Below are 23,790 nucleotides of genomic sequence, written 5' to 3' on the forward strand. Positions count from 1 at the left end.
CCGGCGGGCCACACGCTTGTTGTGCCTGCCGGCCGTGGGTGTTCAGCGAACCGGCGATCAGCCGCCCGCCTGAGACAACTGCAGCGCGATGTCGATGATCATGTCCTCCTGGCCGCCCACGTAGCCGGCCTCGCCGACCTTCTGCAGGATCTCGTGGGCCGGCACGCCGTAGCGCTCGGCGGCCCGCTCGGCGTGCAGCAGGAAGCTGCTGTAGACCCCGGCGTAGCCCTGCACGATCGCCGATCGGTCCATCACCGGCATCCGCGGGATCATCGGCCGCAGCACGTCCTGCGCCGCGGCCAGCACGCCGTTCACGTCCAGTCCGGTCTTGATGCCGAGCCGTTCGAAGGTGGCCGCCAGCACCTCGGTCGGCGCGTTCCCGGCACCGGCCCCGAGCGCGCACAACGCCCCGTCCACCTGTCGCGCCCCACCCTGCACGGCCAGCACACTGTTCGCCACGCCGAGTGAGAGGTTCTGGTGGCCGTGGAAGCCGACCTCGGCCTGCGTGCCGATCTCGTCGATCAGGGCGCGGACCCGTTCCTGGGCGTCGGCCAGCACCAGCGCGCCGGCGCTGTCCACCACGTAGACGCACTGGGCGCCGGCGTCCACCATGATCCGGGCCTGCGCGGCGAGTTCGGCCGGGCCGATCCGGTGGCTCAGCATGAGGAAGCCGACGGTCTCCATGCCGAGCTCGCGGGCCGCCGCGAAGTGCTGCAGCGACACGTCCGCCTCGGTGCAGTGGGTGGCGATCCGGGCCACCGAGGCGCCGACGTCGTGGGCGTGCCGCAGGTGCTCGGTGGTGCCGACGCCGGGCAGCAGCAGCACCGCGATCCGGGCCCGGGACGCCTCGTCGACGGCCGCCGCGATCAGGTCGAACTCGTCCTCCTTGGAGAACCCGTAGTTGAAGCTGGACCCGCCCAGCCCGTCGCCGTGGGCCACCTCGATGACATCGACGTTCCCGGCGTCCAGGGCGTGCACGATGGCCCGCACCTGCGGGGAGGTGAACTGGTGCTGGAGCGCGTGCGACCCGTCTCGCAGGGTCGAGTCGGTGAGCCTCACGGAGGTCATGCCGGCGTCCTCTCCAGCGAGCGGGCCACTTCCACGGCGGCAGCGGTCATGATGTCGAGATTGCCGGCGTATTCCGGCAGGTAGTCGCCGTTGCCACGGACCTCGAGCAGCACCGCCACCCGGCCCATCCCGCGCCACAGCGCGGTCGGCGGATCGAACTGCGGATCGGCCCGCAGCGCATAGCCGGGCACGTAACCCCGCACGGTGGCGACCATCTCGTGGATGGAGGCCGAAACGGCGGCCCGCAGGGAGGATGAGTCGAAGACCGAGGAGGGAACCGAGCAGAACACCGTGTTCCGCATGATCATCGGCGGCGACACCGGGTTCAGCAGGATGATCGCCTTGCCCCGCGAGGCGTCACCGACCACCTCCAGCGCCCGCGCCGTGGTCACCGTGAACTCGTCGATGTTGGCCCGCGTCCCCGGCCCGGCCGACCGCGACGCGATCGACGCCACGATCTCGGCGTATTCCACCGGGACCACGCGGCTGACGGCCGCCACGATCGGCGTGGTCGCCTGGCCACCACAGGTGATCATGTTGACGTTCATCGCCGCGCCCAGCGAGTCCAGGTTCACCGGCGGGCACACGTAGGGTCCGATCGCGGCCGGCGTCAGGTCGATCGCGCGCACCCCGGCGTCGGCATAGCGCGGCGCGTTCGCCAGGTGCGCACCGGCGCTGGTCGCCTCGAAGACGACATCGGGCAGCGGATCCTGGGCCAGCAGCCAGTCGACGCCCTCGGCCGATGCCAGCAGGCCGAGCTTGCGGGCCCGGGCCAGCCCGTCGGACGCCGGATCCACGCCGACCATCCAGCGCGGCACCACGGCGCCGTCACTGCGCAACAGCTTCATCATCAGGTCGGTGCCGATGTTGCCGGAGCCGACGATCGCCGCGTTCAGCGTCACGAGAACACCGCCGTCGCCGAGCCGAGCCGATCGAAGGTCGCGGTGACCGTGTCGCCCGCCGAAACCGGCACCGCCGCGGTCACCGAGCCGGTCAGGATGACGTGACCGGCTTCCAGGCGAGCCCCGCGCGCGGTGAGCGTGTTCGCCAGCCAGGTCGCGGCGTGCAGCGGCGAGCCCAGCACCGCCGCCCCCGCGCCGGTCTGCACGATCCGGCCGTTGCGCCGGAACACACAACCGATCAGCGCCGCGTCGAAACTCAGCGGCAACGGCGTCGCGCCCAGCACGAACCCGCCGCTGGAAGCGTTGTCCGCGATCGTGTCGACCAGCCCGATCTTCCAGTCCGCGATCCGGCTGTCGATGATCTCGATGGCCGGCAGCGCGTAGCGGACCGCGCCCAGCACGTCGGCCACGCTCAGTCCCGGGCCGTCGAGAGGCCTGTCGAGCACCAGCGCGACCTCCGGCTCGGCGCGCGGCTGCAGGAAACGGCCGACCGGGATGGGCGCGTCGGCCGCCCAGGCCATGTCGTCGAAGAGCACGCCGAAGTCGGGCTGGTCGATGCCGAGCTGCTCCTGCATCGGCGCGGAGGTGAGCCCGACCTTCCAGCCGACCACGCGAGCGCCCTCGGCGATCCGGCGGCGGGTCTGGATCTGCTGAATCTCATAGGCGTCGTCCACCGACAGCCCGGCGGAGATCGGCGCGATCGGTTTCGCGTCGTAGGCATCCCGCAGATCGCCGGCGATCGCTTCGAGGTCGGTCATCAATGCACCTCCGTTGACAGATGGCGCCACAGCCGCGGCAGCAACTCGGCGGCGACCGCGCGCCAGGACGCGATCTCGTCGGCGTCCAGCGCGCGGCGTTCCGGCGGGGTCAGGGCGATCCAGGCCCGGCACGCCTGCTCCAGCAGCCACATCCGGGCCACCGCCAGGCCGGGGGAGTCGCCGGTGGTGATGCCGCCGTTGCCCCGCAGCAGCAGCGCCGCGCCTTCGGCGAACGTTTCGGCGGCGGCCGAGGCGAGCGGCAGGCTGCGCAACAAGCGCGCGTTGTCGTGCACCGGCACCGTGGCGCCGAGCCAGCACGCCTGCCCGTACAGCGGGAAGATGGTTTCGCCGGGCGCCGCGGCCGGAAAGGCCGCCGGCGGCTGCGCCCGCGCGATGGCCGCGACATCCGGCCGGGCGCGATAGATTGCCAGGTGGGCCCACGTTTCGGCGGGCGCGCCGACCGGCAGGGCAGAGGCCTCGGCGGAGATCTCGATCAGGCTTTCCGCAGAGGCCGCGGCCAGGTCGGTGGCCGGGGTGATCACCAAACCCATTTCGGTACGCGCCGACACGTGCCCGAACGCAGTGACCAGGCCAAGCCGGCCGAGCACCCGCGCGGCCACCGCCACCTCGGCGAACACGTCGGTCGCGGACCCTTGCGCATGCACCGTCACGCCCTAAACTGTATGCAGTTTGGCGGGAAAGGGGAAGACATGATCTCCGGTCTGCATCACTACTCACTGCGGGTGCCCGACCTCGGGGTGGCCGACAGCTTCCTGCGCGACTTCGGTCTGGAAACGGCCGAGGCGCAGGGCAGTCTCGTCGCCCGCTGCCCGGGCCGCGGTCAGGATCAGGTGCGCCTGGTGGAGAACGGCGGCGCGGCGAAACAGCTGCACTACGTGTCGTTCACCGTGCAGCCGGGCACGCTCGACGGGCTGCGCGAGGCGTTGGAGCGCAACGGATCGGCGGTGATCGACCCGCCGGACGGCGCGCCCGAGGACGGCCTGTGGACCCGCGACCCGGACGGGACCGCGGTGCAGCTGCACGAGACCGAGCCGGCCAAGCCGCGCCCGATCGCCGAGGTGCTGGTCAACATCGGCGCGAGCAGGCAGCGCATCGGCTCGGCGCAGTGGCTGGCGGCGACCGAGGACGTGCTGCCCCGGCGGCTCGGGCACACGCTGCTGTTCACCCCGCAGCCGGCCCAGATGACCGCGTTCTACACCACCGTGCTCGGGCTGCGGGTCAGCGACCGGATCCACGGCGGCATGGTCACGTTCCTCAACGCGGGACCGGGCGACCACCACGTGTTCGGCTTCATCAACAGCACCCACCCGGGCTTCCACCACTCCAGCTTCGAGGTGCCGTCGATCGACGCGATCGCGCTGGGCTCGCAGCGGATGCGGGCACAGGGGCGCGAACCGGGCTGGGGGCTGGGCCGGCACACCATCGGATCGAACTTCTTCCACTACAACCCCGACCCGTGGGGCAGCTGGATCGAGTGGTTCTCCGACATCGACCAGATCGACGACTGCTGGGTGGCCGGCGACTACGACGTCCCACCGCACCTCTGGGGCGGCCCGCCGCCGGAAACGTTCCTGGCAAACCAGGAACCGCAGAGCTAGCTGGTCGTCGCTTCGCTCCTCCGGCATTTCGCCTTTTACCCGGTGACTTGCGACCGAAAAAGTCCCTCGGCTTCGCCTAGCACTTTTTCGGCCGCAAGTCACCGGCGGCGAAATGCGACTCTGGTTGCGCTTAAACCTGGTCTCGCCAGGAGTGCTGGGGGTCGAAGCCCAGCACTCGTTTCGCCTTGTCGATGCCGAGCATCGTTTCGTGCTCGCCCAGATCCTTGCGCACCTCGACGCCGGGGTAGACCTCCGCGGCGAGCGACGCCGACGACCGGCTCATCACGGTGTCGGCGTTGGCGATGACGAAAACGTCGACGCCCGTCGCCTGGTGTTCGAGTGCCTTGCGGACTGCCTGGGCGCCGTCTCGGGCGTCTATGTAGCCCCAGAGGTTCCATTTGCGCAGGGACGGGTCCGCGTCGAAGGACGGGAACCTCGCGTAGTCGTGCGGCTCCATCACGTTGGAGAAGCGCAGACCGATCATCTTCAGCGCCGGGTTCCACCGGCAGAACTGCGCCGCCATCTGCTCTTCCAGATGCTTGCCGAGCGAATAGGTCGACTCCGGCCGGGCCGGGTAGTCCTCGTCCACCGGGATGTAGGGCGGCGGGGTGTCGAACGGCAGCCCGAGCACCGTCTCGCTGGACGCCCAGACCACGTTGACGATGCCGGCCGCCCGCGCCGCCGCGAAGACGTTGTAGGTGGTCGGCACGTTGTTGGCGAAGGTGGCCGCGTTCGCGGTGATGCCCGGCGCCGGGATCGCCGCCAGATGCACCACCGCGTCGAACGCCCCGCCGCCCTCGTCGATCGTGGTCAGCGCGTCGATCACCTGCCCGTAGTCGGTCAGGTCGATGCGCCGCCACGGACAGCCCTGGTCGCCGGGCGGCGCGGCGGCGTCCAGGTTCGTCACGTCGTAGCCGTGGTCGAGCAGGTGCGTGACGACCGCCCGGCCCAGCTTCCCGCTGCCACCGGTCACTGCAACTCGTGTCATACCTTCAAGGTCTACATCACCCGGCGCGAACCAGCCCGCCATCGACGTAGAAGGTCTGCCCGGTGATGAACGCGGCGTCGTCGGAGGCGAGGAACGCCAGGGTGCCGGCCAGGTCGGCGGGCGTCTGCAGCCGCTTGATGGCCTGCATCTGCGGCACCACCTCGAAGAACACCTCCGGGCCGGCCTCGGTGGTCGCGGTGCGGACCAGCGACGGCCCGATCGCGTTGGCCGTGATGCCGTCCGCGGCGAGCTCGGTGGCCAGCCCGCGGGTCAGCCCGATGACCGCCATCTTCGACGCGATGTAGTGCGTGAAGCCGGGGATGACCAGCCCGACGGTGTTCGAGGTCATGTTCACGATCCGGCCGTGCCCGTGCTCCTTGAGCTGGCTCAGGAAGGCCTGGGTGAGCAGGAACATCGACTCGACGTTGACCGCGAACATCCGCTGCCAGTCCGCGAAGCTCATGTCCTGGAACGCCTGGTTGGGATAGATCCCGGCGTTGTTCACCAGGATGTCGGCCGGCCCGAGCCCGGCTCGCACCTCGTCGGCCGCGCGGGCCACCTCGTCGGGACGGGTCACGTCCACCCGCAGGGCGAGGCCCTTGGCGCCGGCCGCGGTGATGTCGGCCAGCGTGGCGGAACCGTCCGCGATGTCGAGCACCGCCACGTCCGCGCCCTCGGCGGCGAGTCGCTGCGCGTACACCCGGCCGATCCCGGAGGCCGCGCCGGTGACCACCGCGACGCGGCCGGACAGCCGGCCGCTCACGCCGGCACCGAGCTCTCACCCGCGGCGACGCGGCGCATGGCGGCGAGCGTCGCCGCCACGGCCTTGAGGTAGTCGCCGGTCATGCCGTCGGCGTATCCGCGCTCCTCGGCCGAGCCGCCCTCGACGCCGGAGACCACCAGCGCGAAGCTGAACCGCAGCGACAGCTCGCCGGCGGTCTCCTCGATCTCGTTCGCGATGGTGCCGAGCACCGGGCCGGCGATCCGGGTGAAGACCACCCGGTGCGGCTCCTCCAGCGTGATCCGCTCGGTGAAGCGGTCGCCGCGGAAGTCGATGTCGCGGTCGAAGACGGTGTCCGAGATCCGCTGGGTGACCTCGCAGAAGGTCATCGCGGGCACGAACGGCAACGCGTTGTTGGCCTTCATCACCAGGCCGTCCCAGACGGCGGCGCGGTCGAGGTGCGGGTGGCCGGACTCGTTCACCGGCAGCTGGTGGGTCACGAATATCATGGTTGTGCCTCCCGGGAGGTGACGACGCGATTGCTGATCTCGCCGAGGCCGTCGACGGCCACGCGGACCACATCGCCGGGGTTGAGGAAGAGCCCGCGGCCGGCGCCGACACCGGCCGGCGTGCCGGTGCAGATGACGTCGCCGGGCTCGAGGGTGGTGATGCTGCTGGCCGCCGCGATCAGCTCGTCGATGCGGCAGATCATGTCGCCGGTGGTTTCGTCCTGTTGCAGCTCGTCGTTGACCCACAGCCGCAGCCGCAGGTCGTGCGGATCGGGCACCAGCGCCGCCGGGGTGATGCCGGGACCCAGCGGCAGCGAGTCGTCGATCGCCTTGGATGCGAACCAGTCATAGGCGAACGCCTCGATCGGCACTCCGACCCGCTTGTGATAGCCGCGGGCGGTGACGTCGTTGGCGACGCTGTACCCGGCGACGTGTTCCCACGCCCGGCCGACGGGGATGTCCCGCCCACCGGCCCCGATCACCACCGCCAGCTCGGCCTCCCAGTCGTAGCGGGCGGCGTCGCCGTTGTGGATGACGATCGGGTCGTAGGGGCCGACCACCGCGGTGGACGGCGGCTTCATGAAGAAGAACGGGCGCCAGGAGGAGTCCGGCACCTCGCCGCCCATCTCCCGGATGTGCCGGCGGTAGTTCACGCCCGCGCACAGCACCTTGCGCGGATAGCGGATCGGCGCCAGCAGCTCCGCGTCGGCGACCACCGGCGCGCCGGTCAGGGAGAGCTCCAGCAGCCCGTCGGCCGGCCACTCCTCGAGCAGTTCGAGCATGCCGGACCACTGCTTCAGCTCGGGCGGCGCGACCACCGTGCCGTCGTCGAGCCGAGCGCCCAGCAGCGGCTCGCCGCCCGCTCGATAGGTGACCAACGAGAACGTCACAGGGCCTCCCCGGCCAGTTGGTCGTGCACGAAGGCGATGTCCTTGTGGCCGTTGCCGTCGGCCCGGGCCCGGTCGAAGACCGCCTTGGCGGCCGCGTAGACCGGCGCGCGGTCCGCCGGGACGATGCCGGAGACCTGGTCGAGAATCTGCTGGAGGGTGTCGATCGGGCCGGGCGCGGGCTCGTACCTTCCCTCGCGCATCCACGGGCCGCGCTGTTTGAGCAGGGCGGAGGCGGCGATCGAGCCGTCCAGGGTGCGCTGCACGAGCTCCAGGTCGAGGCCCTGGCGGCGGGCGAAGGCGAGGGCCTCCGCGGCGGCCACGGTGTGCGCGGCCATCAGCATGGCGGACACGTATTTGAGGCTGGCGCCGTTGCCGAACGCGCCGGCGTAGACCCACGGGCCGGAGATGGCCTCCAGCACCGGCCGGACCCGCTCCACCGCCTCCTCGTCGCCGGAGACGAACGTGGTGGCCATCCGCGGCTCGATCATCGGCGGGCTGCCGCTGATCGGCGCGTCCAGCAGGTCGCCACCGGCCGTGCGCACCGCGTCGCGCACCTTGGCCTTGCGGTCCACCTCGACCGTGCTCATCTCGATGTGCACGGTGCCCGGCCGCAACCCGGCCAGCGTGCCGCGCGGCCCGCAGACGACCTCCTCGACCGCGGCGGCGTCCGGCAGGATCGACAGCAGCACGTCGGCGCGCTCGGCGACCGCCGCGGGGGAGTCGACCCGCAGCCCGCCGGCCTCGGCCAGCCCGTCGCCGGCCGTGCGCCGGTAACCGACCACCCCGAAGCCCTTGGCCATCAGGTTGCGCGCGATCGGCATCCCCATCTTGCCGAGCCCGATGATGCCTACGTCGGTCATCGCCGCCTCACTCCCACGCGTAAGTGCCGGTGCCCAGGGACACCCGGACCTGGATGGATCCCTCGTTGACCCGCCAGCCGAAGACCTCGGCGGTGCGCAGCCCGGCGACCACGAACGGGTCGGTGGCCGCGAGCTTCGCCGCCTGCTCCGCGTCGGCCGCCCGCAGCACGGTCACCCCCGCGCCGGGGCCGACCCCGGGCCCCTCGGTGAGCGGGCCACTGAGCAGCAGCGTGCCGTCCGCCTCGAGGGCGAGCAGCCAGCGCAGGTGGGCCTCGACGTGTGCCTCGACGTCGGCGGCCGTGGTGGCCGGCAGCGGGGTCGATCGCACCAGCCAGTAGTCCCGGCCGAGCAGCTTCGCGCGATCAACGTTTTCCATGCCCAAAACTGTATGCAGTTTTACGGCGGCGTCAAGAGTGTGTTTCCACTACCAGGGTGTATGCAGTTTGCCGGAGACATCAGTGATAATTGCTGCATGCCACATGCCGCCGCTCGATCGCCCCAGTTGCAGAAGCTGCATCTCCCCGAGGTCCGCCAGGCCATCCCGGTGCTGCACGGATATCTCCGCGAGTGCATCCTCGACGGCACCCTCGAGCCCGGCACCAAGCTGTCTCAGGTCGCCCTCGCCGAGCAGCTCGGCGTCAGCCGCACGCCACTGCGCGAGGTGCTGCGCATGCTGCAGGAGGAGGGCCTGGTCGAGATCGAGCCCAACCAGCGCACCCGGGTGGCCGGTCTCGACCCGCAGGAGCTGGACGAGCTCTATGCCAGCCGGATCCTGCTCGAGACGCTGGCCCTCTCGCTGACCATCGACAGCTTCACCCCGGCCGACACCAAGCAGGCCAAGTCGCTGCTGGCCGGCATGCGCACGGCCGCGCGCAAGGGTGACTTCCGCACCTGGTTCGGCTCGCACGCGCAGTTCCACGGGTTGATGTACACCGGCGTGGGCGACCCGATGCGGCGCCAGCTTGCGACGTTCGCGGACCGGTCGATCCGCTACATCCGGATCTATCAGCTGTCCGAGCCGAACAGCTGGCAGATGGCCGGCGACGCCGAGCACCAGGCGATCCTCGACGCGGTGGTGGCGCACGACCGCCCGGCCGCCATCACCAACCTGGCCCATCACCTGGCCCGCACCGCCGAGCGCGTGCTGGCCGACTGCGCGCCGCAATATCAGATCGAAGCGGTCACCCACGCGGTCGCGCTGGTGGATCAGCGATCCCTGACGGTCGCCTGACGGGATCCACGCCCGTCGATCACACTTTTCTGGGCGAGATTATTTTCAGGCGCTGGTTGGTCTGATTTTTCTCGAGTTGACAGCTTTGCCCGACCAGCGCACCCTGTATCCATTTTGGACCACTGGCCGGCCGAGCGCGGCCGGGGTCGCCGCGCGCCCTGAAACGGTCGTTCCGTGCATCGGTGACGACTCGGACTCCAAGGTCAAGTTCGCGCTAAATGAATCTCTTTCCGTTAATCGAGTGTTTTCGGATGGTCGCTGCGGGCACTGCGGGCTTCGTCATTCATCGATGGAAGGAATCCACATGAGACTTGGCTTTATCTCGAAGGTGCTGGTGGCAGGCGCGCTCGTGCTGTCCACCGTGGCCGTCACCGGCAGCGGCGCCGCCGCTGCGCCGGCGGTCGACCGGGCTCCTGCTCCCCAGGCCGAAGCGGTCGGGACGATGACGTCGCAGGTGACCGGCTCCTTCACCGATGTCCTGGGCGGGCTCGGTTCGGTCACCGGCACGTTCAGCCCCACCAAGTTCCAGTCGGCGCAGCGGCAGATCACCGCGACCGGCACGCTGACCTCGACGCTGACCGACTCGGCCGGCACGGTGCTGGGCACCGTGCAGAAGACCGTCACCATGCCGGTGGTGCTGCCCGCCACGCAGACCGCCAACGGCAACGCGCCGCAGATCACCTGCGACATCCTCAACCTGGTCCTCGGTCCGCTGCACCTGGACCTGCTGGGCCTCGTGGTCGACCTCAACCGGGTCGTCCTCGACATCGTGGCGCAGACCGGGGCCGGCAACCTGCTCGGCAACCTGCTGTGCGCCATCACGAACCTGCTGAACGGCGGAGTGAACCTCCCGCTGCAGTTCATCGTGCAGCTGCTCAACCAGATCCTGGCGATCCTCCGCCTCTGATCCACAGAAACCCGCAGTGGTAGGCCAGCCGGGCATCCGCCCACGCGATACACGGCTGCCCTACCACTCGGGTTGGCGGCGCAACCCACTGGTAGCTCAGGCGTGCATCCGGCTTGCCGATGCACGCCTGAGCCACCACTTGCGTCTCACCCCAGGAAGGGCTCGACGACCGCCAGGAAGTCGGCGGTCTTCTCGATCATCGTCCAGTGGCCGCAGCCGCCGATCACGTGCAGCCGCACGTCCGGCAGCAGGTCGACCAGCGGCAGTGAGGAACGCTGCCACGGGACCACCCGGTCGTCACGGCCGTGCACCATCAGCACCGGCTGCGTGATGGACGCCAGCTCGGCGCCGGACAGGGCCAGGTCGTCCACCCAGCGCTGACGCGGCGCCGGGAACATCGCCGCCCACGAGTCGCGCACCGGCTCGTCGAGGCTCGACTCGTAACGCATCCGGACCAGGTCGTCGGTGATCAGCGAGCGGTCGTGGGCGAACAGCCCGATCACCTCGCGCATGTTCTCCACGCCGGGCTGGTAACCCCACACGGTGTTCAGCCCGTCGGGCAGCGCCATCGCCACGCCCATCGTGCCCATCAGCACCACCCGCCGGATCGCCTCCGGCCGGGCCACCGCCAGCGACAGCGCGATCGCGCCGCCCATCGAGTTGCCGATGATGTCGACCTGCGGCACGTCCAGCGTGTCCAGCAACCGCAGCGCGTGCGACGTCCACGCTTCCCGGCCGTAGGTGCGGTCGCTGCCGTCCGCCGTACCCCCGAAACCGAGTTGGTCCGGCGCGATCACCCGGCGCGTCTTGGCCAGGGCGGGGATGATCGGACGCCAGTTGGCCTGGGCGCTGACGCCGGGGCCGGAGCCGTGCAGCAGCAGCACCGGCGGTTCGGCGCCGTCCGCCGGGCCGGTGTCCAGCACCGCGGTCGGCACCCCGCCGACATCCACCGTCATGAAGCCTCCTGGGCTGGGATCTGGGCCTGGCTGGTGGTGCGGCGGGTCGGGCCGAGCCACATGTCGATCGAGCCCGGTTCGTCCGGGTCGAACGTGCGCGGCCGCCACGCCGCCTCGTCCTCGATCCGGCGCACCCCGAACGAGTACTCGTAGGTGAAGCCCTCCGGCCCGAGGAAGTAGAGGAACACCGCTGTCGACTGCGGGTGCCGCCCCGGGCCCATCTCGATCTCGACGCCGTTCTCGACCAGGAAGTGCCAGTTGCGGAAGACGTCGTCGATGGTTGCCACCTGGAAGTTCATGTGGCACAGCCCGGGACCGTCGGCCTGGAACACGGCCAGCTTGTGGTGCACCGGGTCGATCCGCAGCAGGCACGCCTTGTCGCCGATCCAGTCCGAGACGCGCGCGTTGAAGCGGGTGTTCCAGAACCGGTACGCCTCGTGCACGTCCGGCGCGTCCAGGCACAGGTGCCCGAACTCGGTGATGCCGGCCTCCCGCCCGAACCGCACCGGCCGGGTGATCGACTCCTGCTGGGAGACCAGTTCCAGGCGGTTGCCGAACGGGTCGTCGAAGGCGATGAAGTCACGCACCCGCCGGCTGCGCGCCTCGGCCGGATCGCCGCGCCGCACCCGGAAGCCGGCGCCCTCCAGCTCGGTCTCGGCGGCGGCGAGGGCATCGCCGTCGGCCACCTGGAAGCCGGAGGCGATCACCCCGGACGTGCCCTCGACCAGCGAGAGGCAGTGGTGCCGCGCATCCGCTCGCAGATGCGCGACACCGTCCTCGGTGGACGCCGCCAGTTCCAGCCCGACGATCTCGGTCGCGAAGCCCACGGCCTTGTCCAGGTCCGCGACGCCGGACCGCACGTAGGCGATGTCGGTCAACTCGATCATGGCGCCTCCCTCAACGACGACGAACGTGGGATGTCAGGCGAACACCGGGGCCAGGTCGATGTAGATCTGCCAGTTCTTCACCAGGTCGCCCTCGAAGACCAGGATGTCGCAGTTCGGGGTGACGACGACACCGCCGTCCTGGCGCTTGTACTCCACGTCGATCTGGCAGATGGTCGTGTCGCCGACGTCCCAGGTGTTGAGGAAGTGGTGCGACAGGCCGCCGATCATGCCCCAGAAGGCGATCACGGCCTGCTTGACCTCTTCCCGGCCGTGGGCCGGCGGGTTGTTGCCGAAGCGGAAGGTCACGTCCTCGGTCAGGCAGGCGACGAACTCGTCGGCCTGCTGGGCGTCGATCGCGGCGAAGATGGGCTTGACGTCTCGCATCTTATTTCTCCGGGATGATCTGGTAGCCGGTGCTGAACAGGTTCTCGGGGTCGTACTGCGCCTTCACGCGGCCCAGGCGGGCGTACTTCTCCCGGCCGAAGGCCTCGACCACCCGGTCGAGCTCGTCGGCGTTGAGCATGTTGAGGTAGACCCCCTTGCCGGTCCACGGCTTGAGGTCCTGGATCACGGCCCGCGACCGTGCCATGAAATCTTCGTCGTCGGCCGGGTCGTCCCAGCTCATCGCGAGGTTGAGCCACATCGCGTAGTTCCGGTTGGAGAACGCGGTGTCCTCCTCGGCGACGTCCAGGATCGCGCCGCCCAGCCCGAGGATCTCGATCTCGCCGCCGAGCGCCGGCGGCATGTCCTTCCAGAACGCGATCAGCCGGTCGATCACCTCGTCGGTGAGCTCTTCGAGGTGCGCTTCCTTCGTGTAGTACCGGTGGCCGTCGCGGAAGTCGTCGTCGATCAGGTGCTGCACGCCGGCCCCGAAGGGCAGCACGGTGGCGGCCTTGACGCAGGGGTCGCCGACGTTGATCAGCCGGTCGATCAGCTCGACGCCGGCGGGCGCCTCGGCGTCCTCCAGGTACATCCCGATCAGCATCAGGATCGGCTTGCCGACCAGCTCCGGCGGCACGAACGGCAGCGGCGACATCTCCGGCTTGAACGCGGCGTGCCACCCCACGTCCCGCCCGAGCGTGCCGTAGATCTTCGAGTACTGCCGCAGCGCCTCGCGGGCGTCCTCGGGGTGGTAGAGCGAGACGCCGATCCGCATCTTGGGTCCGAAGTCATAGGTGCGGTAGGTGAACCGGGTGACGATGCCGAACGCGCCACCGCCGCCCTGCAGCGCCCAGAACAGGTCGGGGTGCGAATCGGCGGACGCCTCGACCACCTCGCCGCTGGCCAGCACCACCTCGAGCGAGACGAAGTTGTCGCAGGTGAGGCCGTGCTTGCGGGAGAACCAGCCGATGCCGCCGCCGAGCGACAACCCGGCCACCCCGGTCTCCGACATGATGCCGGCCGGCACGATCATCGCCTCCGGGCCGGTGGCCGCGTCCACGTCGCCGAGCAGGCAACCGCCGCCGACGTGCGCCAGGTGGCCGGGCACGTCGACCGTGACCTGACGCAGGTTGCGCAGGTCGATGGTGATGCCACCCTCGGACATGGCCCGGCCGGAGACGGAGTGGCCGCCGCCGCGCACGGCGGGAGAGATGCCGTTGGCGCGAGCCACCTTGACGGCCAGCACCACGTCGTCGACGTCCAGCGGCCGCAGGATCACCCCCGGCCGCTTGTCGACCATCGCGTTCCAGAGCCGCCGCGCCTGGTCGTACCCGGGGTCCTCGGGGGTGATGATCTCGCCCCGGAAACCGGCGAGTTGTCCCGCCAGGCGGGTGGCCAGATTGTCTTCGACCGTGGACGTCATGAAGGAATCACCTCTCAAGGAGCGCGCCGCTGCGGGACCGGGCAGGTCCGTGACCAGCGGGCCGAGGGAACTGAGGGCCTCGCTTGGGCAAAAGTGTATGCAGTTTTGAAGCGGAGTCAAGAAGTCGATCACACAAGGTCAAGTTCCAAATTCGCCTCGCGAGGCCAAGCCCCGGGTGCGAATTTGAAACCTGACCTAGATTTGGTCCATGGCGACCAAGAGCCCGTCGGTGGAGATCGAGGCCGGGCACCACACCGTCCGCGTCTCGAATCCGGACCGGGTCTACTTCCCGGAGCTCGGACTGACGAAGCGGGATCTCGTCGACTACTACCTGAGCGTCGGCGACGGCATCGTCCGGGCGCTGCGCGAGCGGCCGTGCATGCTGCACCGCTTCCCGGACGGGCTGGCCGGCGACAAGGTGCACCAGAAACGGGTGCCGCACGGCGCCCCGCCCTGGCTGGAGACTGTGCGCATCAAGTTCCCGCGATACAACCGGACGGCCGACGAGCTGTGCGTCACCAAGATCGGGGACGTGATCTGGGCGGTGCAGATGTCGACCGTCGAGTTCCACCCGTGGAACAGCCGCCGGGCCGACACCGAGAAGCCGGACGAGTGGCGGATCGACCTCGACCCGATGCCGGAGTGCCCGTTCGACCGGGTGCGCCAGGTGGCCGGGGTGGCCCACGAGGTGCTCGACGAGCTGGGCATCGTGGGTTACCCGAAGACCTCCGGCGGCCGCGGGCTGCACGTCTATGTCCGGATCGCGCCGGAGTGGGGGTTCGGCGACGTGCGGCGGGCCGCGCTGGCCTTCGCCCGCGAGGTGGAGCGACGGGCGCCACGGGACGTGACGACGACCTGGTGGCGCAAGGACCGCGATCCCGAGGCGCTGTTCGTCGACTACAACCAGAACGCGCGGGACCACACCATCGCGAGCGCGTACTCGGTGCGCGGCAACCAGCGCGGCACGGTGTCGACGCCGATCCGCTGGGACGAGATCGCCGACGTCGCGCCGGACGACTTCACGTTGCGGACAGTGCCCGCCCGGTTCGCCGCGCTGGGCGACCTGCACGCCACGATCGACGACACCGCGCATCGGCTGGACACGCTGCTGGAATGGGCCGAGCGAGACGAGAAAGCCGGCCTCGAAGGACCCGCGGACGCTGATTAGAGAGGCGTGTCCACATCGCGCCATGTCGCAAAGCCGTAAGCCGGGACCGGTTCCACCAGCGTCGATGGGCTACAGAATGCGTGCATCGCCCACGCGAAGGAGCCCTGTCACATGCGCCGCATCACCGGAGTGGTCGCCACCCTCCTGATCGGACCCGGTGCCCTGGTCATCGCGGCCGCCGACGCTGCCACCGCTGCGCCGCCGGTCGCCCCGACGACATCCCGCGTTCAGACCATCACCCTGATCACGGGCGATGTCGTCACTCTCAGCAAGGCCGGTGACAGGACCGCCGCCACCGTGAAGCCGGCTCCGGGCCGGGAACGGATCACCTTCCACACGGTGGAGGCGGACGGGGGACTGCGCATCCTGCCCGGCGACGTGGTTCCGCTGATCAGCGACGGACGGGTCGACGCCGACCTGTTCGACGTCGAGAAACTGGTCGCCGACGGGTATGGGGATGCCACGTCGACGACCCTCCCGCTGATCGTCACGTCGCCGGGCGGGATGCGTACCACCGCCGCCCGCTCGTTGCCGGCGCTCGGCGCGACCGCCGTGCGGGCGGACAAGAAATCGCTGGCCGGATATTGGCGCGGGACGTCGATGCGCGGCGCCGGCAAGGTCTGGCTGGACGGCCGGGTGCGCGCGTCGCTGGACCGCAGCGCGGCGCAGATCGGTGCGCCGGACGCGTGGGCGGCCGGATACGACGGCCGCGGCGTCAAGGTCGCGGTGCTGGACACCGGCATCGACACGAACCATCCGGACATCGCCGGGAAGGTCTCCGCGGCGCAGAACTTCAGCGGCAGCCCCGATGGGGTGGACCGGTTCGGGCACGGCACCCACGTCGCGGCCACGGTCGCCGGGTCCGGCGCCGGCTCCGCGGGGCTGCGCAAGGGCATCGCGTACGGCGCCGAGCTGCTGATCGGCAAGGTGCTCGGCGACGACGGGTACGGCTCGGAGTCCGGCGTCATCGAGGGCATGCAGTGGGCCGCCGACGCCGGCGCCAAAGTGGTCAACCTGAGCCTCGGCGCCGGACCGACCGACGGCACCGACCCGGTCAGCGAGTCCCTGGACCGGATCAGCGCCGCCACCGGCACGCTCTTCGTGGCGGCGGCCGGCAACGACGGCAGCCCGTCCAGCGTCAGCTCGCCCGCGGTCGCCCCGTCCGCGCTGGCGGTCGGCGCGGTGGATCGCGACGAGCGACCGGCCGACTTCTCCAGCAAGGGCCCGCGCATCGGCGACCTGGGCCTCAAGCCGGAGATCACCGCGCCCGGCGTCGGCATCGTGGCGGCCCGCTCGGAGGGCGCCGTCATCGGCGACCCGGTGGACGCGAACTACACCGCGATGTCCGGCACCTCGATGGCGACGCCGCACGTGGCCGGCGCCGCCGCGATCCTGGCCGGGCAGCACCCGGACTGGACCGGCGCGCAGATCAAGGAAGCCCTGATCAGCACGGCGCGGACCGGTCCCGGCGCGAACGTCTACACGCAGGGCGCCGGCCGGGTCGACGTGGCCCGGGCGACCAGCCAGACCGTCCGTGGCACCGGCATCGCGGACTTCGGCCTGCACAGCGCCGGCGAGACGCCGGGCGAGGTCGTCCGCACCGTCACCTACACCAACGACGGCCCGGCGCCGGTCACCCTGACCATCGCCAAGCCGGCCGAGCTGGACGGGCCGGCCACGGTCACCGTGCCGGCGCACGGCACGCAGGGCACCTCGTTCCGGCTCGGCCTGGCCACCCTGAAGCCGGGCACGCACAGCGGCTGGATCGTCGCCACCGGGCCCGCCGGTGAGAAGGTGACCACCGCGTTCGGCGCCGTCTTCGACCCGCCGAAGCACACCGTCACGGTGCGGGCCGTCGACCGCGACGGGAGGCCCACCGGGGTGCCGTTCTTCACCCTGTTCGGCGAGGACATGCGCGCCGACCTGATCGACTATCTCGGCGCCGAGAGCCGGACGTTCGAGGTGGGCGAGGGCGACTACCTCCTGCACGCGCTGATCGAGGACAACAACACGCAGTTCGAGCAGGCCACGCTCGTGGTGATCCCGGAGCTGACGGTCGCCGGGGACGTCGAGGTGGTGCTGGACGCCCGGCTCGGCACCCCGATCCGGATCGAGACACCGCAGCCGGCCGAGCAGCAGTCGGTGCTCAGCTACTACGTGCACCGGGTCACCGGCGAGGGGCGGTCGATCGCGCACGGCGTCATGCACTTCAGCAACGTGCAGCAGGTGAACGTGACGCCGACCAGGCGGGTGCGCAACGGCAGCTTCGAGTTCTCCTCGCGGTGGCAGCTCGTCCAGCCGGACGTGCAGGCGGCCGTGCCGGGGGTGGCCGGACCGTTGCGGATCAACCTGCGCGGGACGTCGCCGGTGTTCGACGGGAACAGGCGCTTCCCGCTGGTGACGTGGGGCGCCGCGGACGTACGCGGAAAAGCGGTTTTGATCCCCTCGTCGCTGGACGTGAGCGAGGAGGACCAGATCCAGCAGGCGCACGAGGCCGGCGCCGCGGTCGCGATCCTGATCCGGCCGGCCGACTGGTCGCACTGGTCGGTGATCGAGCCGCTGGGTGACCGGCTGCCGCTGCCCACCCTGCTGGCCGCGCACGAGACCGGCGAGCGGCTGCTGACCCGCGCGGCCCGTCCGAACGCGACCGTCCAGCTCACCCTGAGTGTGTCGAGCCCCTACCTCTACGACGTCATCCAGGTGTCGAAGAACCGGGTGCCGGACCGGATCGTGCACCGGGTGACCCCGGCGAACGCGCAGCGGATCGTCACCGACTACGCGCACAACGGCGGCTTCGACTGGGTGCACGAGCAGCGTTTCGGCTGGCGCCCCTGGCAGGAGTACGCCTGGAACGACACCTCCCGCGCGGTCCGGACGCCGTCCACCCGCGTCGAGTGGGTGTCCTCCGGCGACTCGCTGTGGCAGCACCTCGTGCACCCGGCGTACCCGGGCGTCTGGGGTTCGTTGCTCAGCGGATTCGCCGACCAGCCGCACAGTGTGCGGGCGGGCCGGGTCAAGGAGTCCTGGGCGGCGCCGGTGGTGCGACCGGCCGAGGTGGCCGGCTACCCCTCCACCCGGGCCGGCGACACGCTGCGGCTGCGCATCGCCGACCTGGTCGACTCGTCCGACGCGCACGGCACCTTCGACGTGGGCACCAGCGCCGAACTGCGCCGGGACGGCCAGACCGTCGCCACCCTGCCGGACGGCTGGCAGGACGTGCCGACCACGCCGGCGAGCGGCCGATATGAGCTGACCGTGCGGACCGCGCCCGGCAACGACGACTGGATCTACGGCACCTCGACCACGTCCACCTGGAAGTTCCGGTCGGCGGCCGGCGACGCCAGGTTGCCGCTGCTGCAGATCGGCTATGACGTGGCGCCGCGCAAGGTGGCGCTCGCGCTGAGCGTGGCCGGCAAGCCGGCCCGCGGCACCGCACTGACCGCCGAGATGTCGGACGACGACGGCAGGACGTGGCGGCTGCTCGAGGCGAGCGGGAGCGGTGCGGCCTGGACCGCGCCGATCCCGGCGGGCCAGGGCCCGCTGTCGCTGCGGGTGACCGCCGCCGACCGGGATGGCAATTCGGTCACACAAACGGTCATCCGGGCCTTCGACCGCGGATGACGGCCGCGCTCCGCCGTTATCCTCACCGCCATGAGGATGACGGCGGAGCTGCAGGCCACGGGCGGTAAGACGACCGGTTTCCGGATTCCGGACGAGTTCGTCGCGGAGCTCGGCGGGGGCGGCCGGCCGAAGGTCAAGGTGACGATGAAGGGCTACGAATTCCGGTCGTCGATCGCGAAGATGGGCGGCGAATTCTGGCTCGGGGTCAGCTCGGAGCGCCGGGCCGCCGCGGGCGTGCGGGCGGGGGACGTGCTCGACCTGGAGATCGTGCTCGACACGGCGGAGCGGACTCTGGACGTACCCGAGGATCTGGCTTCTGCTCTTGCTTCTGAGCCCGCCGCCCAGGCGACCTGGGACAAGCTCTCCTTCAGCAACCGCCGCTATCACGTGGACCAGATCGCCGGCGCGAAGACCGACGAGACCCGGCAGCGGCGCATCGCCAAGTCCGTGACGACGCTCGCCGCCGGGAAACAGCGCTAGAGCCAGCCTCGGCGGGCGGCCTGATAGGCCAGGCCGGTGCGGGTGTCCACACCGGCCAGATCCATCATCCGGTCGAGCCGGCGCTGCACCGTTCGGCGGCTCACCCCGAGGTGCGTCGCGATGGATTTGTCCGGCATGCCCGCCACCAGCAGTGACAGCAGCAACGTGTCGATCTCGTCGTCGCGCTTGCCGGTGACCACCGGCATGGCCCGCTCCCAGTGGCTCTCGAAGAGCGCGACCAGCGCGTCGAGCAGCTCGCTCGACCGGATCAGCGCGGCCGTCGGCTGACCGGCCACGATCGCGTCGTCGTCCGGCACCAGCGGGCAGATCGCCAATGACCGGTCCGCGATCGCCAGCCGCACCGGCAGCGTCGGCAGTGACCGCGACTCCTCACCGAGTTCGATCGCGCCGAGGATGCTCTCCATCTCGCCCGGCATGTCCAGCAGCGCGCGCTCATAGATCGCCCGATATTTCACGCCGCGGGTCAGCGCCGGCGTCTCCTCGGTGTTCGCCGGGCCCTCCATCACGATCGGATTCGCCCGGCAGAACCACAGGATCTCGTGCTGCGCCGAGTCCTGCATCTCGCGCAGCCGCTGCCGCAGCGCGGGCACCCCGACCACGATCTCGACCAGATGCTCGACGCTGCGCCGCCGCGTGTTGAGCCGGTAGTCCTCGGTCAGCGCGGCCATCATCTGCCGCGCCGCCTGCAGGTCCTGCTGCCGGCGCAACAGGATCTCGCCCAGCGCGAGCTCCGGCGACAGCGCATGGAACACCGGGCCCGGCGTGGCCAGACCCTTGTCACGCAACGACTCGAGCATCGCGGTCGCCTCGTCGACCGTGACCCCGGCGTCGGCCGCCAGGCCCTCCGCGTCCGTGCCGGAATGCCGGACCAGCAACCGGTAGGCGTGCTGCTGGTCCGGTGGCAGTACGTCGTCTCCCACCGCTGACATGCGGACACTGTACTGAGGTGCGGAACGGCCGTTTCCGAGCGTCAGACGTAGTGGTAGGCGACGTCCGGGGAGAGCAGCGCCGCCCACCCCGGGCGCAGCGCCTCGTCCCGGCGGTCCAGCTCGTCGCGCAGGTCGCCGCGCCGCGGGCCGGAGATGCCGTTGTCCTCCCACCACGGCGGCCACGAGTCCCAGCGGCGCTCGACGGTCGCACCCTCCGCCGTGGTCTCGACGCGCAGGAACAGCCAGCGCCCCTCCTCGCGGCGCACCGCCTCGACCAGCTCGCCGAGCCGCCGGAACACGTCGAACGACCGCTCGCCGGCCCGCTCGACCGGCGGCCGTTCGCCGGACTGCTGCGACGAGCTGTTCCCGATCATCGAGAACAACAGCGTGCAGCGGCCGTCCCCGCCGGGCGCGCGCCCGCGCAGCCACACCACCAGCTCGTCCAGCGCGGGCGAGGGCATCGGCGCCGGCCTCGCCAACTCCGCGGTGTCCCGCATCGCCCGCCAGACCAGCCGGTCGTGCTCGCGGTCGCTGAGCCGCCGCACGCGACGTCGTTCCGGGCGTTGCCCGGCGAGCAGGACCGGGGGATAGGTGCCTCGGGTGATCCCCCCGGCCGCGGCCACGGCCATCCCGGCCTCGACCGCACGACCCGGGTACGCCCGCAGCGCCCGATCGTCCACCTCCCGGCGAGCCCCCGCCGCCAGCAGCTCGACCGCCGCCTCCCGCAGCCGCGCCTTGTCCACCTCCGGCGCGTCCCCCCACTCGACCACGAAGTCGATCAGCTCACCCAGCGCGGCCTCGTCGTCCAGCACCGCCGCCGCGGTCGCGATCAGCCCGTCGGTCTCGCGATAGTCGGCCCGTCCCCAGCCGGACCCGTCGTGCCAGTAGAGGTAGCCGAGCTGGTCCTCGCCGGCGTGCCGGGTCAGCTCGGCCCACGGCACCCAGTCCGGCGCCGCGGCGAGCAGGTCGATCGGCGGGTCGGCGTCGACCGTCTCGCTGTATTCGTGGTCGTAGCCGTAGAACACCGCCCGGCCACCCTCGATCAGCGAGAGATGCGCCCAGTTTCCGCCGTGATCGTCGTGGTGCGCCCCGGTCTCACCGACCGTCCAGACATCACCGAAGCCGACCGCGGTGAGCGCCGAGGCCAGCGTCACCCAGCGGTTCCACAGCACCAATGGCGGTTGGATCTCCACCGCTCCACTCTCTCAAATCAAACCCAGGGTGCGAGCGGTGGCGACCGCGTCCTGGCGGGAGGCGACGCCGAGCTTGCGATAAAGGCTCTTGGTGTACGCCTTGACGGTGTTGATCGACAGGAACAGCGCCGCGGCGATCTCCCGCCGGCTGGCCGTGCCACGCAGCGCCCGCAGGATGGAGAGCTCACGGTCGGTCAGCTCCTCGGCGAGACCGCGGGAGCGCACCGCCGCGCGTGCCGCACCCCGGCCCAGCCGCGTCTCGGCGTCGGCCAGCCGGCGCATCGCGAAGGCGCTGACCGGGCTGTCCTCGACCAGGTCCCGGGCCCGGGTCAGGGCGGCCCGCGCCTCGGCCCGCCGGCCGCAGCCCAGCTCGGCGTCGGAGAGATAGATCAGGGCGAGCACCAGCAGGAGCGGGCGCGGGTGCAGTTCGGCATAGGTGACGGCCTGCCGCAGCAGCTCGACCGCCGATTCCGGGTCGCCGCGCTCGTCCCGGCGGCGGCCGGCCGCGGTGCGCAACGACGCCAGCCCGAGCACGGTCGCCGCCAGCCCGTCCCGCTCGATCGCGTCGGCCCGGGGCGCGATCTCGCGCAGGATCCGGTCGCACTCCTCGCCGCGGCCGCTCTCGGCCAGGCTGATCGCCAGGCTCCCGGCGGTCTGCATCAGCATCCACGGCTGCCAGCGCGGGCGTTCGCGCTGCCACCGGTCGAGCAGGATGGTCAGGCCTTCGTCGAATTTCCCGTCCCGGGTCAGCGCCGAGCCGAGGGCGATGTGCGCGGTCGGATGACCGTCCGCCGTCTCCAGCTCGAAGGCCTCCCGCGCCATCGCCACCGACCGCGCGGACTCGCCGTCGGAGAGGCCGAACGTCGCCCGCAGGCACAGGGTGGCGGCGCGGGCGTCGCGCCAGCCGGGAAAGGCGGTTCCGGGGGTGCGGCCCGCCTCGCACACGTCCAGCCAGTGGATCACCCGGTCCTGCCGGCCGCACAGGCTCGCCGCCGTGGCCAGCGTGAACGCCATCTCCGGGCTGGCGTCGTGGCGGGCCGCCTGTTCGCCGAGCATCAGGTAGGTCGCCGAGTCACCGAGGTCGAGGAACCGCGGCTCGGCGTGCCGCAGCAGCAGTGCGGCCGCGTCGTCGTCGCGGCCGGCCCGCAGCAGGTGCCCGGCGGCGTCGTCGATCCGGCCCTGCCCGGCGAACCACTCCGCGGCCCGCACCAGGACGTCCGCCGGATCGGCGGCCGGGTCCTGCAGCAGCGCCTCGCGCAGCAGGGCGTGGCAGCGATACCACTCGCGGTCGCCGTCCAGGGCGGCCACGAACAGGTCCGCGCGGGACAGTTCCTCGAGCACCGCCGCCGACCCGGTCACCCGCAGGGCGGCGTCACACAGTGGACCGGAGAGCCGTTCCAGGGGCGCCGCGCGGACCAGCAGCCGGCGTTGCTCCGGCCGCAGGCTGGGCAGCACCTCCGAGGTGAAGTAGTCCAGCACGTGCCGGCCGTCGCCGCCGGTGCGGGCCGGATCGAGGCGCAGCGCGAGCCCGGCGAGTTGCAGGCCGGCCGCCCAGCCCTCGGTGTGCGCCCAGAGGGTGGCCGCCTGCGCCGGGGCCGGTTGCGCGCCCGCCACCGACGCGACCAGCGCGACCGCCTCGTCGGCCGAGAAGCGCAGGTCGGCGGCGCGCACCTCGGTCAGTTCGCCGCGGGCGCGCAGTCGGGCCAGCGGCAGCGGCGGATCGGCCCGCCCGGCGATCACCAGGCGCAACGCCGCCGGCAGATAGGCGAGCAGGAACTCCACCGACTCGTGAATGCCCGGGTCGCGCAGCACGTGGTAGTCGTCCAGCACCAGGACGTGCCGGCCGGTGGACTCGGCCAGCTCGTTGAGCAACGTCGGCAGGGCCAGGTCGACCGGCGCGATGCGGGCGGTCTGCGCAGCGCGCAACGGAGCATCGCTGACCACGCCGGTCTCGTGCAGCGCGGTCAGCACGTAGCTCCAGAACCGGCCCGGCTCGTCGTCGGTCTCGTCCAGGGACACCCAGGCGATGCGGTCGCGTTCGTCCGGATCGGACGCCCACCCGCTGAGCAGGCTGGTCTTGCCCCACCCGGCCGGCGCCACCACCACGGTCAGCCGGGTGCCGGCCGCCCGCAGGCGATGCTCGAGGCGCGCCCGGGGCACCGCGCCGGCGCGCAGTGGCGGCACGATCCGCTTCACCGCGAGCAGCGGCCGCGCGGTCGACTCGGACGTCACCAGGGCGATTGTGTCAGCCGCAACCCGCGATCGGGTATACCCGCCG

23 protein-coding genes are annotated in these 23,790 nt (G+C 71.2%); 6 read left to right on the top strand and 17 right to left on the bottom strand.

What is annotated here, in order from left to right; all coding sequences use genetic code 11:
* Positions 1 to 57 precede the first annotated feature (57 nt).
* The 4 genes from dmpG to ACZ6TI_RS03870 are packed head-to-tail and all read right to left on the bottom strand — an operon-like array spanning position 58 to position 3,399.
* Positions 58 to 1,068 carry a 4-hydroxy-2-oxovalerate aldolase gene (gene dmpG / locus ACZ6TI_RS03855; RefSeq protein WP_465343442.1) on the bottom strand — a complete coding sequence of 337 codons (1,011 nt, stop codon included), beginning with the start codon at positions 1,066 to 1,068 and terminating at the stop codon, positions 58 to 60.
* Positions 1,065 to 1,970 (bottom strand): acetaldehyde dehydrogenase (acetylating), encoded by a 906-nt coding sequence (locus ACZ6TI_RS03860; protein ID WP_465343443.1) that lies wholly within the window; start codon positions 1,968 to 1,970, stop codon positions 1,065 to 1,067. The genes dmpG and ACZ6TI_RS03860 overlap by 4 nt, the downstream gene beginning before the upstream one ends.
* Positions 1,967 to 2,728 (bottom strand): 2-keto-4-pentenoate hydratase, encoded by a 762-nt coding sequence (locus ACZ6TI_RS03865; protein WP_465343444.1) that lies wholly within the window; start codon positions 2,726 to 2,728, stop codon positions 1,967 to 1,969. Before ACZ6TI_RS03865 ends, ACZ6TI_RS03860 begins: the two co-directional genes overlap by 4 nt.
* Positions 2,728 to 3,399 (bottom strand): class II aldolase/adducin family protein, encoded by a 672-nt coding sequence (locus tag ACZ6TI_RS03870; protein WP_465343445.1) that lies wholly within the window; start codon positions 3,397 to 3,399, stop codon positions 2,728 to 2,730. Before ACZ6TI_RS03870 ends, ACZ6TI_RS03865 begins: the two co-directional genes overlap by 1 nt.
* Before the next feature lie 39 nt (positions 3,400 to 3,438).
* On the opposite strand from ACZ6TI_RS03870, the gene ACZ6TI_RS03875 reads away from it, so the two are divergent.
* Positions 3,439 to 4,347 (top strand): VOC family protein, encoded by a 909-nt coding sequence (locus ACZ6TI_RS03875; protein ID WP_465343446.1) that lies wholly within the window; start codon positions 3,439 to 3,441, stop codon positions 4,345 to 4,347.
* A 130-nt stretch (positions 4,348 to 4,477) separates the two neighbouring features.
* On the opposite strand, the gene ACZ6TI_RS03880 is transcribed toward ACZ6TI_RS03875, so the two are convergent.
* From ACZ6TI_RS03880 to ACZ6TI_RS03905, 6 genes are read right to left on the bottom strand one after another with little or no spacing between them, the layout of a single operon-like run.
* On the bottom strand, positions 4,478 to 5,335 hold the full coding sequence (locus ACZ6TI_RS03880; protein ID WP_465343447.1) for an NAD-dependent epimerase/dehydratase family protein: 858 nt from the start codon (positions 5,333 to 5,335) through the stop codon (positions 4,478 to 4,480).
* A 16-nt stretch (positions 5,336 to 5,351) separates the two neighbouring features.
* Positions 5,352 to 6,098 carry an SDR family NAD(P)-dependent oxidoreductase gene (locus ACZ6TI_RS03885; RefSeq protein ID WP_465343448.1) on the bottom strand — a complete coding sequence of 249 codons (747 nt, stop codon included), beginning with the start codon at positions 6,096 to 6,098 and terminating at the stop codon, positions 5,352 to 5,354.
* Positions 6,095 to 6,556, bottom strand: coding sequence for an SRPBCC family protein (locus ACZ6TI_RS03890; protein WP_465343449.1), 462 nt, complete (start codon positions 6,554 to 6,556; stop codon positions 6,095 to 6,097). Before ACZ6TI_RS03890 ends, ACZ6TI_RS03885 begins: the two co-directional genes overlap by 4 nt.
* Before the next feature lie 5 nt (positions 6,557 to 6,561).
* Positions 6,562 to 7,455 carry a fumarylacetoacetate hydrolase family protein gene (locus tag ACZ6TI_RS03895; RefSeq protein WP_465343450.1) on the bottom strand — a complete coding sequence of 298 codons (894 nt, stop codon included), beginning with the start codon at positions 7,453 to 7,455 and terminating at the stop codon, positions 6,562 to 6,564.
* Positions 7,452 to 8,315 carry an NAD(P)-dependent oxidoreductase gene (locus tag ACZ6TI_RS03900; RefSeq protein ID WP_465343451.1) on the bottom strand — a complete coding sequence of 288 codons (864 nt, stop codon included), beginning with the start codon at positions 8,313 to 8,315 and terminating at the stop codon, positions 7,452 to 7,454. Before ACZ6TI_RS03900 ends, ACZ6TI_RS03895 begins: the two co-directional genes overlap by 4 nt.
* A 7-nt stretch (positions 8,316 to 8,322) precedes the next feature.
* The gene (locus tag ACZ6TI_RS03905) at positions 8,323 to 8,691 is read right to left on the bottom strand and encodes a YciI family protein (protein ID WP_465343452.1); all 369 of its coding nucleotides are present in this window, start codon (positions 8,689 to 8,691) and stop codon (positions 8,323 to 8,325) included.
* Between the two features lie 96 nt (positions 8,692 to 8,787).
* Between ACZ6TI_RS03905 and ACZ6TI_RS03910 the strand changes: the two genes are divergently transcribed.
* A complete protein-coding gene (locus tag ACZ6TI_RS03910; RefSeq protein ID WP_465343453.1) occupies positions 8,788 to 9,546 on the top strand; it encodes a GntR family transcriptional regulator in 759 nt (252 codons plus the stop codon).
* 304 nt (positions 9,547 to 9,850) lie between these two features.
* Positions 9,851 to 10,453, top strand: a complete 603-nt coding sequence (locus ACZ6TI_RS03915; RefSeq protein ID WP_465343454.1) for a hypothetical protein — start codon at positions 9,851 to 9,853, stop codon at positions 10,451 to 10,453.
* Between the two features lie 146 nt (positions 10,454 to 10,599).
* Here the strand turns inward: ACZ6TI_RS03915 and ACZ6TI_RS03920 are convergent, their stop codons facing one another.
* From ACZ6TI_RS03920 to ACZ6TI_RS03935, 4 genes are read right to left on the bottom strand one after another with little or no spacing between them, the layout of a single operon-like run.
* Positions 10,600 to 11,409, bottom strand: a complete 810-nt coding sequence (locus ACZ6TI_RS03920) for an alpha/beta fold hydrolase (RefSeq protein ID WP_465343455.1) — start codon at positions 11,407 to 11,409, stop codon at positions 10,600 to 10,602.
* Positions 11,406 to 12,296: a VOC family protein gene (locus tag ACZ6TI_RS03925; protein ID WP_465343456.1), complete on the bottom strand. Its 891-nt coding sequence runs from the start codon at positions 12,294 to 12,296 to the stop codon at positions 11,406 to 11,408. Before ACZ6TI_RS03925 ends, ACZ6TI_RS03920 begins: the two co-directional genes overlap by 4 nt.
* Positions 12,297 to 12,329: 33 nt before the next feature.
* Positions 12,330 to 12,680, bottom strand: coding sequence for a nuclear transport factor 2 family protein (locus ACZ6TI_RS03930; protein WP_465343457.1), 351 nt, complete (start codon positions 12,678 to 12,680; stop codon positions 12,330 to 12,332).
* A gap of 1 nt (position 12,681) precedes the next feature.
* Positions 12,682 to 14,100: an FAD-binding oxidoreductase gene (locus tag ACZ6TI_RS03935; protein WP_465343458.1), complete on the bottom strand. Its 1,419-nt coding sequence runs from the start codon at positions 14,098 to 14,100 to the stop codon at positions 12,682 to 12,684.
* A 208-nt stretch (positions 14,101 to 14,308) separates the two neighbouring features.
* On the opposite strand from ACZ6TI_RS03935, the gene ligD reads away from it, so the two are divergent.
* The 3 genes from ligD (at position 14,309) to ACZ6TI_RS03950 (ending at position 19,369) form a co-directional block, all read left to right on the top strand.
* Positions 14,309 to 15,268 carry a non-homologous end-joining DNA ligase gene (ligD, locus tag ACZ6TI_RS03940; protein ID WP_465343459.1) on the top strand — a complete coding sequence of 320 codons (960 nt, stop codon included), beginning with the start codon at positions 14,309 to 14,311 and terminating at the stop codon, positions 15,266 to 15,268.
* 111 nt (positions 15,269 to 15,379) lie between these two features.
* On the top strand, positions 15,380 to 18,889 hold the full coding sequence (locus ACZ6TI_RS03945; RefSeq protein WP_465343460.1) for a S8 family peptidase: 3,510 nt from the start codon (positions 15,380 to 15,382) through the stop codon (positions 18,887 to 18,889).
* Between the two features lie 30 nt (positions 18,890 to 18,919).
* On the top strand, positions 18,920 to 19,369 hold the full coding sequence (locus tag ACZ6TI_RS03950) for a YdeI/OmpD-associated family protein (RefSeq protein WP_465343461.1): 450 nt from the start codon (positions 18,920 to 18,922) through the stop codon (positions 19,367 to 19,369).
* On the opposite strand, the gene ACZ6TI_RS03955 is transcribed toward ACZ6TI_RS03950, so the two are convergent.
* From ACZ6TI_RS03955 to ACZ6TI_RS03965, 3 genes are read right to left on the bottom strand one after another with little or no spacing between them, the layout of a single operon-like run.
* On the bottom strand, positions 19,366 to 20,319 hold the full coding sequence (locus ACZ6TI_RS03955; protein WP_465343462.1) for a helix-turn-helix domain-containing protein: 954 nt from the start codon (positions 20,317 to 20,319) through the stop codon (positions 19,366 to 19,368). The two genes, ACZ6TI_RS03950 and ACZ6TI_RS03955, sit on opposite strands and share 4 nt — an antisense overlap.
* A gap of 41 nt (positions 20,320 to 20,360) precedes the next feature.
* Entirely contained in the window at positions 20,361 to 21,512 is a 1,152-nt protein-coding gene (locus tag ACZ6TI_RS03960; protein ID WP_465343463.1) for a hypothetical protein, read from the bottom strand.
* 12 nt (positions 21,513 to 21,524) lie between these two features.
* Positions 21,525 to 23,744 (bottom strand): helix-turn-helix transcriptional regulator, encoded by a 2,220-nt coding sequence (locus ACZ6TI_RS03965; RefSeq protein WP_465343464.1) that lies wholly within the window; start codon positions 23,742 to 23,744, stop codon positions 21,525 to 21,527.
* Positions 23,745 to 23,790: the final 46 nt, after the last annotated feature.

The sequence above is a fragment of the Actinoplanes sp. NPDC051388 genome (genome assembly GCF_055586225.1).